This is a genomic window from Streptomyces recifensis, from assembly GCF_002154615.1.
GTDB lineage: Bacteria > Actinomycetota > Actinomycetes > Streptomycetales > Streptomycetaceae > Streptomyces > Streptomyces griseoluteus.
Genome location: NZ_MUNH01000270.1, coordinates 352 through 9,849, shown reverse-complemented (window position 1 = coordinate 9,849; position 9,498 = coordinate 352). Strand labels below are relative to the sequence as shown.

The 9,498-nt window shown below is 71.5% G+C and carries 10 protein-coding genes; 6 read left to right on the top strand and 4 right to left on the bottom strand.

Going from position 1 to position 9,498, the window contains the following annotated elements; genetic code table 11:
* From egtB to CCN33_RS16085, 4 genes are all read left to right on the top strand, one after another.
* A partial coding sequence (gene egtB / locus CCN33_RS16100) for an ergothioneine biosynthesis protein EgtB (protein WP_086694300.1) occupies positions 1-1,027 on the top strand: 1,027 nt, incomplete at its 5' end.
* Complete coding sequence (gene egtC / locus CCN33_RS16095) at positions 1,027-1,806, top strand: ergothioneine biosynthesis protein EgtC (RefSeq protein ID WP_086694299.1); 780 nt, start codon at positions 1,027-1,029, stop codon at positions 1,804-1,806. The genes egtB and egtC, both read left to right, overlap by 1 nt.
* Positions 1,803-2,762, top strand: a complete 960-nt coding sequence (gene egtD, locus CCN33_RS16090; RefSeq protein WP_086694298.1) for an L-histidine N(alpha)-methyltransferase — start codon at positions 1,803-1,805, stop codon at positions 2,760-2,762. Before egtC ends, egtD begins: the two co-directional genes overlap by 4 nt.
* Before the next feature lie 158 nt (positions 2,763-2,920).
* Positions 2,921-3,133: a dodecin gene (locus CCN33_RS16085; protein ID WP_086694297.1), complete on the top strand. Its 213-nt coding sequence runs from the start codon at positions 2,921-2,923 to the stop codon at positions 3,131-3,133.
* Between the two features lie 41 nt (positions 3,134-3,174).
* Here the strand turns inward: CCN33_RS16085 and CCN33_RS16080 are convergent, their stop codons facing one another.
* Positions 3,175-3,666 carry a phosphatase domain-containing protein gene (locus tag CCN33_RS16080; protein ID WP_086694296.1) on the bottom strand — a complete coding sequence of 164 codons (492 nt, stop codon included), beginning with the start codon at positions 3,664-3,666 and terminating at the stop codon, positions 3,175-3,177.
* Positions 3,667-3,773: 107 nt separating this feature from the next.
* On the opposite strand from CCN33_RS16080, the gene CCN33_RS16075 reads away from it, so the two are divergent.
* Both CCN33_RS16075 and CCN33_RS16070 read left to right on the top strand, forming a co-directional pair.
* Positions 3,774-3,968, top strand: a complete 195-nt coding sequence (locus CCN33_RS16075) for an antitoxin (RefSeq protein ID WP_086694295.1) — start codon at positions 3,774-3,776, stop codon at positions 3,966-3,968.
* Between the two features lie 133 nt (positions 3,969-4,101).
* Positions 4,102-5,856, top strand: a complete 1,755-nt coding sequence (locus CCN33_RS16070; protein ID WP_086694294.1) for an NlpC/P60 family protein — start codon at positions 4,102-4,104, stop codon at positions 5,854-5,856.
* Between the two features lie 88 nt (positions 5,857-5,944).
* Here the strand turns inward: CCN33_RS16070 and CCN33_RS16065 are convergent, their stop codons facing one another.
* From CCN33_RS16065 to CCN33_RS16055, 3 genes are read right to left on the bottom strand one after another with little or no spacing between them, the layout of a single operon-like run.
* Positions 5,945-6,694: a succinate dehydrogenase/fumarate reductase iron-sulfur subunit gene (locus CCN33_RS16065; RefSeq protein ID WP_031182135.1), complete on the bottom strand. Its 750-nt coding sequence runs from the start codon at positions 6,692-6,694 to the stop codon at positions 5,945-5,947.
* Positions 6,691-8,637 carry a fumarate reductase/succinate dehydrogenase flavoprotein subunit gene (locus CCN33_RS16060; RefSeq protein WP_086694293.1) on the bottom strand — a complete coding sequence of 649 codons (1,947 nt, stop codon included), beginning with the start codon at positions 8,635-8,637 and terminating at the stop codon, positions 6,691-6,693. Before CCN33_RS16060 ends, CCN33_RS16065 begins: the two co-directional genes overlap by 4 nt.
* Positions 8,638-8,639: 2 nt before the next feature.
* Positions 8,640-9,311: a succinate dehydrogenase gene (locus CCN33_RS16055; protein ID WP_086694292.1), complete on the bottom strand. Its 672-nt coding sequence runs from the start codon at positions 9,309-9,311 to the stop codon at positions 8,640-8,642.
* Between the last annotated feature and the right edge of the window lie 187 nt (positions 9,312-9,498).

The window sequence follows — 9,498 nt, the reverse complement described above, 5'->3', positions numbered from 1 at the left end:
CCCGCCCGAGGAGGCGCGGAAGTACGCGGCCGAGGTGCGCGGGCGGGCGCTGGACCTGCTGGAGGGCGCCGACTTCGAGGGGGGCAGCCGGCTCACCGAGGCGGGGTTCGCCTTCGGGATGATCGCCCAGCACGAACAGCAGCACGACGAGACGATGCTGATCACCCATCAGCTCCGCACCGGCCCGGCCGCGCTGACCGCGCCCGCCCACGAGCAGGTGCCGCCCTACACCGGCCCGGAGGAAGTCCTCGTGCCCGGCGGCCCGTTCACCATGGGCACCTCCACCGAGCCCTGGGCGCTGGACAACGAACGCCCGGCGCACGTACGGGAGGTGGCGCCGTTCTGGATCGACACGGTGCCGGTGACCAACGCGGCCTATCGGGCGTTCATCGCGGACGGCGGCTACGACACCGAGCGCTGGTGGACCCCGGAGGGCTGGGCGCACGTACGCCGCAACTCCCTGAAGGCGCCGCTGTACTGGCGCCGGGAGGGCAGCCAGTGGCTGCGGCGCCGGTTCGGGGTCACCGAGGTGGTGCCGCCCGAGGAACCGGTGCTGCACGTGTGCTGGTACGAGGCGGACGCGTACGCCCGCTGGGCCGGGCGCAGGCTGCCCACCGAGGCGGAGTGGGAGAAGGCGGCCCGGCACGACCCGGTCACCGGCCGCTCCACCCGCTATCCGTGGGGTGACGCCGACCCGGGACCGGAGCACGCCAACCTGGGCCAGCGGCACCTCTCCCCCGCCCCGGTCGGCAGCTACCCGGCCGGTCGGTCGCCGCTGGGGGTGAGGCAGTTGATCGGGGACGTCTGGGAGTGGACGTCCAGCGACCTCGAGCCGTACCCGGGGTTCGCCGCGTTTCCCTACCGGGAGTACTCGGAGGTGTTCTTCGGGCCGGAGTACAAGGTGATGCGCGGCGGTTCGTTCGCCGTGGACGCGGTGGCCTGCCGGGGGACGTTCCGCAACTGGGACTACCCGATCCGGCGGCAGATCTTCGCCGGGTTCCGCACCGCCCGCTCGGAGTCCGTCTGATGTGCCGCCACCTGGCCTATCTGGGACCCCAGCAGCCGCTCAAGCACCTGCTGCTGGACCCGCCGCACAGCCTGTACCGGCAGTCCTGGGCGCCCCGGCGCCAGCGCAACGGCACGGTGAACGCGGACGGGTTCGGGGTCGGCTGGTACGCGGACGGCGACCCGGTGCCCGCCCGCTACCGGCGCTCCGGGCCTATCTGGGCGGACCAGTCCCTGCTGGACCTGGCGCGCGTGGTGCGCTCGGGCGCGGTGCTGGCCGCCGTGCGCGACGCCACGCTGACGGGGGCGGACGCGGAGGCCGCAGCCGCGCCGTTCGCGTCGGGGCGGTGGCTGTTCAGCCACAACGGGGCGGTCGCCGGCTGGCCGGTCTCGGCCGCCCCGCTGGTCTCCCTGCTGCCCCCGGTCGATGTGCTGTCGCTCCAGGCGCGCACCGACTCGGCGTTCGTGTGGGCGCTGGTCCTCCACCGGCTCAGGTCGGGCGAGGCGCCGGAACACGCCCTCGCCGCGACGGTCCGCCAACTGGCCGAGGCCGCGCCCGCCTCCCGTCTCAATCTGCTGCTGACCGACGGCGAGACCGTGACCGCGACCGCCTGGGGCGACAGCCTCTGGTACCGCGCGGAAGCGGGACCCGCCGTGATCGTCGCCTCCGAGCCGTACGACGACGAACCGCTGTGGCGGGAGGTCCCCGACCGCACCGTGGTCACCGCGAGCCGTACCGAGGTGCGGCTCGATCCCGTCGAGGACCTCGTGTCCGTGCCACCGAAGGAGCCCTGCACGTGAGCCTGCACGTGAGCCGTACCCTCCCCGAGGACGCGACCGACGCCGCGCTGCGTGCCGACGTCCTCGACGGCCTGTCCACCGACCCCAAGACGCTGCCGCCCAAGTGGTTCTACGACGCGCGCGGCAGCGAGCTGTTCGAGCGGATCACGGAGCTGCCCGAGTACTACCCGACCCGCGCCGAGCGGGAGATCCTCCAGAACCGCTCCGGTGAGATCGCCGCGGCCAGCGGCGCCCGCACCCTGATCGAGCTGGGGTCGGGCTCCTCCAGCAAGACCCGCCATCTGATCGACGCCCTGACCTCGCTGGAGGCGTACGTCCCGGTCGACGTCAGCGAGAGCGCGCTGGTGCAGGCGGGGCGGGCACTCACCGGGGAGCGGCCCGGTCTCGCCGTGCACGCCCTGATCGCGGACTTCACCGAGCCGATGACGCTCCCCGAGACGCCCGGCCCCCGGCTGGTCGCCTTCCTCGGGGGCACGCTGGGCAACCTGCTGCCCGCCGAGCGGTCCGGCTTCCTGGCCGGGGTGCGCGCCATGCTGGCGCCGGGCGACGGGCTGCTGCTCGGCACCGACCTGGTGAAGGAGGAGGAGGTGCTGGTGCGGGCGTACGACGACGCGTCCGGGGTGACGGCCGCGTTCAACAAGAACGTGCTCAGCGTGATCGACCGCGAGCTGGGCGCCGACTTCGACCCGGACGCCTTCGACCATGTGGCCCGCTGGGACCCGGAGCGGGAGTGGATCGAGATGCGGCTGCGCTCGCGTACCGCGCAGACGGTGAAGATCCCGGCGCTCGGCATGGTCGTGGACTTCGCGGCCGGTGAGGAGATGCGCACCGAGGTCTCGGCGAAGTTCCGCCGCGAGGGAGTCGGCGCCGAACTGCACGAGGCGGGGCTGGACTTGACCCACTGGTGGACCGACTCCGAGGACCGCTTCGCGCTCTCGCTCAGCGTGGCGCGCTGAGTGGCGGTCCTCCGAGAGCGGCCGTCTCCCCGCCCGGCGGGCGATGTCTCGCGCGCCGGGCGGGGATGCGGCACGGTGGACTACGGCGCGACAAACCGGACTGATCGGGGCAGCCGGGCGCCGTCACCCTGCCGTACGGCGAAGAGGAGCACCCACCCATGTCGAACCACACCTACCGGGTCAGCGAGATCGTCGGCACCTCCACCGACGGTGTCGACCAGGCCATCCGCAACGCCATCGGCCGTGCCGACCAGACCCTGCGCAACCTGGACTGGTTCGAGGTCACACAGGTCCGGGGGCAGATCGAGAACGGGCGGATCGAGAAGTACCAGGTGTGCCTGAAGGTGGGCTTCCGCCTGGAAGACGTCTGAGACGGCTGAGCCGTCCGAGCCGTCCGCCCGCCACCGCCGGCTCAGGTCCGCCCCTCCTGCTCCTGGGCCCGCTCCAGCGCGGCCGAGGACTCGGCCCAGCGGGCCCGTACGACGGCGAAGCCGGCCCGCTCGGCCGCGTCGCAGACCAGCTCGTCGTCGTCCACGACGACCAGCACCTCACGCCGCCGGGCGAGCCCGCGCAGGGTCTCCAGCTTGGTGGTCCGGGCGGGCCTGCGGTCCTGGGCGGGACGCATGTGCAGCTCACCGTCCGGGAGGCGGTGGAGGGCTAGCCAGTCGAGGGTGTCCCGGCGGCACCGCTCGGGGCGCCCGGTGAGGTACACGAGGTCGCAGGTGCGGGCGGCGGTACGGGCCATCGCCACACCCTCGGCCAGCGGCGGGTCGAGGGGCGCGGCGGCGAAGAACCCGTCCCAGTCGCGCGGGTGCCGCTCCAGGAAGTGCTGCCGGTGCGCGGTCCCCGCGAGGGTGTTGTCGAGGTCGAAGACGGTCACCGGACGTTCGCTGCTGTGTGCCACAGGCCCACTGTAGGGCGGCCGTGCCGGGCCCCTGGCGTTCAAGATGCGAAGCCGGGCGGGGCCGGTGACCCTTGGAGGGGAAGCCTCAAGCGACCAGGAGGGCTGCCATGTCCTTTATGGACAAGATCAAGGGAATGCTCAAGGGCCACGAAGACATGGCCGACAAGGGCATCGACAGGGGTGGCGACTACCTCGACCAGCGGACCGGCAACAAGCACCAGTCCCAGGTGGACACCGCTCAGGAGAAGCTCAGGGACCAGTTCGGCTCCCAGCAGCACCGCGACAACCCGCCGCACTCCTAGGAATCCGCGGGGGCGGCCCGTACCGGTGAGATGCCGGGCGGAACTCTCCATCAGGCACCGATCGCGTCCGGCTCGGAACAGATCCGACCCGGACGCGGTCATGTGCGCGGCCGGTTGCGGGATCATGCATCGCATGATCACTACTTCTCGCCGCGGTCTGCTGGCCGCCTTCGCCGTCACCGCCGCCTCCCTGCCCCTGGGCGCCCTGGCCACCGCCCCCGCGCGGGCCGACGCGCTCCCTGCCCCCGTGGACCCGCTGCCCGCCCCGGCCGGGCTGACCTCGGCCCGCTCCTCGGTGACGCTGCCGCCGCTGGACGCCTCCTACTTCTCCCAGCTGACCCTCGCCGCGCCGCTCACCGCCACCGTGCTGCCCGGCACCCCGGCCCGCACCGAGATAACCAGCGGCGGCAGACGCGTCGCCCTGCTCACCCGGGGCGCGCGGACCGTGCTGGTGCCGGGCCCGCGAAGAACCTTCGCCGAGAACAAGCGGCCCTTCGTGGACGACTTCGGGCGCACCCTGCCGGACACCTCGCTCCCGGCCGCCGACCGCTCGTACTGGGGGACCTCTCCGGGCGGCGGGAGCTGGTCCACGCTGGGCCCGGCCGACACCGACTACTCGGTGCTGCCCGGCACCGGTGTCATCGCGCTGACCACGGACTACGCCAGCCGCCACGCCACGCTGCGGGACGACCGGATCACCGACGTGGACGTGCGCGCGACCGCCCGCTTCGACAAGGTGCCCACCGGCCAGGCGTGCTCCTACGCGCTGTCCTTCGGCTACCAGGACACCCACAACAGCTACCGGGCCCGGCTGTCCTTCCTGACCAGCGGCGCGGTCGAGCTGCGCGTCGAGAAGGAGGTCGCCGACACGGTGACCCAGCTCGTCACGGCCGCCACCCTGGCGACCGGCGTCCCGGCGGGCACCGACTTCACGATCCGGGTGCGCCGGGAGGGCACCCGGATCAGGGTCAAGGCGTGGCGTACGAGCACGGCGGAGCCCTCCGCCTGGACGGTGGACGTCACGGACTCCACCTTCGGCGCGGGCCGGGTGGGCCTGCGGGCGCTGGCCAACCAGGGCTGCACCAACCTTCCGGTCAAGCTCCAGGTGAGCCGCTTCGAGGTGGACGCCGCGAACTGGGACACCCCGCCGACCGTCACCCACGGCGACTGGGTGCGCGTGCTGCCGCAGCCCTTCGACGGCACCTGGACGGCCGACCTGGAGCGCACGGTGCGCGGCTGGGCCGGGTCGACCGCGCCGGACGTGCTCGCGTACGCGGCGATGTTCCTCGGCGGCGCCCCGGCGGTCACCGCCGGGGACGGGCCGGCCCAGGGCAAGCAGGTGCTGGGCGAGGCCGGTTACGGCTATCTGGACCCGCAGGGCTACCGCTACGAGGGCGCCGACTTCCATGAGTACATGAACGTGGGCTGGACCTTCCCCGACGGCACCTACACCGGACCGTCGAGCAAGCAGGTCGGCAATCTGGACTGCTCGGGTTACACGCGGATGGTGTACGGCTACCACATGGGCGTACCGCTGGCGGCGGGCGCGGACAGCTCGGGGACGCGGATACCGCGCAAGTCGCGTGACATCGTCGACTACGCGCCCGGAGTCGTCGTCGACCGGACGAACGGCACCGCGCCGCCGGTGGCCGCGCTGCTCCAGCCCGGTGACCTGGTGCTGTTCAACGCCGACTCCAGCGACGACCACGAGACGGTCACCGTGGACCACGTCGGGATCTACCTCGGCCCGGACGCCGACGGCAAGCGCCGCTTCCTGTCCAGCCGGAAGACGGTCGACGGTCCCACCATGTCCGACCTCGGCGGCGCGTCCCTCCTGGACGGCACCGGCACCTACGCCACGTCCCTGCACACCGTGCGCCGCATCTGACCCCTGGAGCACAGCAGACGGGGCCGGGGATGAGCACCACTCCCGGCCCCGCCCGTCCGCCCCCTGTGGCGAACGTCCGCTGAGTTCCCTATCGCTTGCCCGCCTTGCGGGTCGCGCGCAGCCACTCCTTGTTCATTCCGGTGATGGAGAAGAGCGGGATGCCCTTGGGGCAGGCGGTGGCGCATTCGCCGGCCAGGGTGCAGCCGCCGAACCCCTCCGCGTCCATCTGGGCCACCATGTCCAGCACCCGCGTCTCCCGCTCGGGCGCGCCCTGCGGCAGGACGTTCAGGTGATTGACCTTGGCCGAGGTGAACAGCATCGCGGCGCCGTTGGGACAGGCGGCCACGCAGGCACCGCAGCCGATGCACTCCGCGTGCTCGAAGGCGAAGTCCGCGTCGGGCTTGGGCACCGGCGTCGCGTGCGCCTCCGGGGCGGCACCCGTGGGCGCGGTGACGTAGCCGCCGGCCTGGATGATCCGGTCGAAGGCGGACCGGTCCACCACCAGGTCCTTGATCACCGGGAAGGCGGCGGCGCGCCAGGGCTCGATGTCGATGGTGTCGCCGTCGCGGAAGGACCGCATGTGTAGCTGGCAGGTGGTGGTCCGCTCGGGCCCGTGGGCGTCGCCGTTGATGACGAGGCTGCACGCGCCGCAGATGCCCTCGCGGCAGTCGTGGTCGAAGGCGACGGGGTCCTCGCCCTCCAGGATGAGCCGTTCGTTCAGGACGTCCAGCATCTCCAGGAAGGACATGTCGGGCGAGATGCCGTCCACCTCGTAGGTGGACATGGCGCCGTCGGTGTCGGCGTTCCGCTGGCGCCAGACGCGCAGGGTGAGCCTCATGCGTAGCTCCGCTGGGTGGGATGGACGTACTCGAAGACCAGGTCTTCCTTGTGCAGGACGGGGGCCTCACCGGTGCCGGTGAACTCCCAGGCGGCCGCGTAGCCGAACTCGTCGTCGCGGCGGGCCGCCTCTCCGTCCGGCGTCTGGGACTCCTCGCGGAAGTGACCGCCGCAGGACTCGGCGCGGTGCAGGGCGTCGAGACACATCAGCTCGGCCAGTTCGAGGTAGTCGACGATGCGATTGGCCTTCTCCAGCGACTGGTTGAACTCCTCGCCGGTGCCGGGGACCTTGATCCGGCGCCAGAACTCCTCGCGGATGCGGGGGATCTCGGCGAGCGCCTTGCGCAGGCCCTCGGCGTTGCGGGCCATGCCGCAGAACTCCCACATCAGTTCGCCGAGTTCACGGTGGAAGGAGTCGGGGGTCCGGTCGCCGTCGACGGCGAGGAGCAGATTGACCCGGTCCTCCGTCTCGGCCAGCACCTCCTGCACCTCGGGGTGTTCGCCGGTCAGCGGCTCCTGGTGCGGGTGGCGGGCCAGGTAGTCGTTGAGGGTGGCCGGGAGCACGAAGTAGCCGTCGGCCAGGCCCTGCATCAGCGCGGAGGCGCCGAGCCGGTTGGCCCCGTGGTCGGAGAAGTTGGCCTCCCCGATGGCGAAGAGACCGGGCACCGTGGTCTGGAGGTCGTAGTCGACCCAGAGCCCGCCCATCGTGTAGTGCACGGCGGGGTAGATCCGCATCGGCACCTCGTACGGGTCCTCGTCGGTGATGCGGTGGTACATGTCGAAGAGGTTGCCGTACCTGGCCTCGACCGCCTTGCGGCCCATGCGCGCGATGGCGTCGGAGAAGTCCAGGTAGACGCCCTGGCCGCCGGGTCCGACCCCGCGTCCCTCGTCGCAGACGTTCTTGGCGGCGCGGGAGGCGATGTCGCGCGGGACCAGGTTGCCGAAGGAGGGGTAGATCCGCTCCAGGTAGTAGTCCCGCTCGTCCTCGGGGATCTCTCTGGGCGGACGGGTGTCGCCCTCCGCCTTCGGCACCCAGATACGGCCGTCGTTGCGCAGCGACTCGCTCATCAGGGTCAGCTTGGACTGGTGGTCGCCGGTGCGCGGGATGCAGGTGGGGTGGATCTGGGTGAAGCAGGGGTTGGCGAACAGCGCGCCGCGCCGGTGCGCCCGCCAGATGGCCGTGGCGTTGGAGTTCATGGCGTTGGTCGACAGATAGAAGACGTTGCCGTAACCGCCGCTCGCCAGCACCACCGCGTCCGCGAAGTAGGTGTCGATCTTCCCGGTGATCAGGTCGCGGGCGACGATGCCGCGCGCCCGGCCGTCGACCACGATCAGGTCGAGCATCTCGGTGCGCGGGTGCATCTCCACGTTCCCGGCCGCGATCTGCCGGGACAGCGCCTGGTAGGCCCCCAGGAGCAACTGCTGGCCGGTCTGGCCGCGGGCGTAGAAGGTACGGGAGACCTGGACGCCGCCGAACGACCGGGTGTCCAGCAGTCCGCCGTACTCACGGGCGAAGGGCACGCCCTGGGCCACGCACTGGTCGATGATCTCCACCGAGATCTGCGCGAGGCGGTGCACGTTGGACTCGCGGGCGCGGAAGTCGCCGCCCTTGACGGTGTCGTAGAACAGCCGGTGCACGGAGTCGCCGTCGTTGCGGTAGTTCTTCGCCGCGTTGATGCCTCCCTGCGCCGCGATGGAGTGGGCCCGGCGCGGGGAGTCCTGGTAGCAGAACTGGACGACGTGGTAGCCCTGTTCGGCGAGCGTGGCGCCCGCCGAGCCGCCGGCGAGGCCGGTGCCGACGACGATGACGGTGTGCTTGCGCCGGTTGGCCGGGTTGACCAGCTTGGCCTCGAAGCGGCGGGTGTCCCAGCGCTCGTGGACCGGGCCGGCGGGGGCCTTGGTGTCGGCGACCGGGTCGCCGGTCGCGTAGTCGGTGTAGGTCATGGTCAGCTCACCACTTGGGTCATGACGCCCACGGGTACGGCGATGAAGCCGGCCGTGAGCAGCAGCGCGAGGACGTTGGCGGCACCCTTCAGGAACCGTTCGCGGGTCCGGCCCCCGGCGCCGAGGGTCTGGGCGGCGCTCCAGAAGCCGTGCCGGATGTGCAGGCCGAGGGCGAGCATCGCCACGATGTAGATGACGTCGCCGTACCAGGTGGAGAAGGTGTCCACCACGTTCTGGTACGGGTGGCCCTCCTGGAAGCCGCCGGGGTGTGCGGTGCCGGTGGTCAGGTCCAGGAGGTGCCAGACGATGAAGAGGCCGAGGATGACGCCGCCCCAGCGCATGGTCCGGGTGGCGTAGCTGGTGCGTGCCTTCTTGTGCACGTACTTGCTGGGCCGGGCCTTGATGTCACGGCGGCTGAGCTGGTAGGCGGCGGTGGCGTGGGCGACCACGGCGACGACCAGGACGACCCGGATGAGCCAGAGCGTCCACTCGTAGTGCATGAACGGCTCGCCGACCGTGCGCAGCCAGTGGGCGTAGCTGTTGAACTCGCCGGCCCCGAAGAAGATCTTCAGGTTCCCGATCATGTGCGCGACCAGATACAGCAGCATCACGATGCCGCTGACGGCCATCACGGTCTTCTTGCCGACGGAGCTGTCCCAGACCGTGCGCGCCATCGACGGCCGTCGGTCCGTCCGCGTTGCCAGAGCCATGGACAGGACGTTACGACCGAGCGGGCCGATCGGTCCAAGACATGGATCGGCTGGTTTCCATAGCCTCTGGCTATTCTGGAAGCGTGCAGTTCCAGCAACTCCAGTACTTCGTCGCCGTGGCCGAGACGCGGCACTTCACCCGTGCCGCCGA